The sequence below is a fragment of the Microbispora sp. H11081 genome (assembly GCF_012999535.1).
Lineage (GTDB): Bacteria > Actinomycetota > Actinomycetes > Streptosporangiales > Streptosporangiaceae > Microbispora.
Genome location: NZ_JABBWV010000041.1, coordinates 1 through 953 on the forward strand (window position 1 = coordinate 1; position 953 = coordinate 953).

1 protein-coding gene is annotated in these 953 nt (G+C 70.4%); it reads left to right on the forward strand.

Translation table 11 applies throughout. The annotated features are described in order from the left end of the window. The coding region (locus HHX31_RS33395) for an ATP-binding cassette domain-containing protein (RefSeq protein WP_169953797.1) at positions 1-875 on the forward strand (875 nt) is incomplete at its 5' end. Positions 876-953 lie beyond the last annotated feature (78 nt).

The window sequence follows — 953 nt, forward strand, 5'->3', positions numbered from 1 at the left end:
TGTTTCCGCCGCGGCCGGCGCGGGGGGCGCATGAGGGCCGGCCTGAGGTGTTGCGGGTGGAGGGGTTGAGTCTGCCGGGGCATTTCGAGGGCGTGTCGTTCAGCGTGCGGGCGGGGGAGATCGTCGGTCTGGCCGGGTTGGTGGGGTCGGGTCGTAGTGAGATCGTCGAGGCGGTCTACGGGGCTCGCCGGGCTGGTGGGCGGGTGGTGCTGGACGGTCGGGTGGTGCGGCCGGGTAGTACGACGCGTGCGGTGCGGATGGGGATGGGGCTGGCGCCGGAGGAGCGCAAAGCGCAGGCGTTGCTTTTGGATCATTCGGTGGCGCACAACATCACGCTGGCCAGTCTTGGGCGGTATGCGCGGCTGGGGTGGCTGGATCGGCGGCGGGAGATGGCCGAGGCGACGCGGTTGTCGCAGGCGCTGGACATTCGTCCGGCGGATCCGCGGCGGGCGGTGCGGACGTTGTCGGGCGGTAACCAGCAAAAGGCGGTGCTGGGGCGGTGGCTGGCCGAAGATCGCAAGCTGCTGTTGCTGGATGAGCCGACGCGTGGGGTGGATGTGGGGGCCCGGGCGGAGTTGTATGCGTTGGTGCGCCGGCTGGCCGATGACGGTATCGGGGTGTTGCTGGTGTCCAGTGAGGTGCCGGAGGTTTTGGGGCTGGCCGATCGGGTGCTGGTGGTCCGGGAGGGCCGGATCGTGCATGAGGCGGCGGCTGAGGATCTGGACGAGCATCGGGTGCTCGATTTGGTGATGGTCTCGGCGGGGCAGACGCCCACCCCAGAGTCGGGGTCCGCCGCAGGATCCGCCCCACAGTCCGCCCCGGAACGCGGGTCGGATGTAGCAGGTACGTCCTCTGAAGGAGCGTTGCATGACTGAGGTCGATCAGGCCGCGCCGGCCGGGCGTGTGAAGGCGGCGGGGCCGGGTGGGGGGTTTGGGCGGCTGGGTGAGGTCCG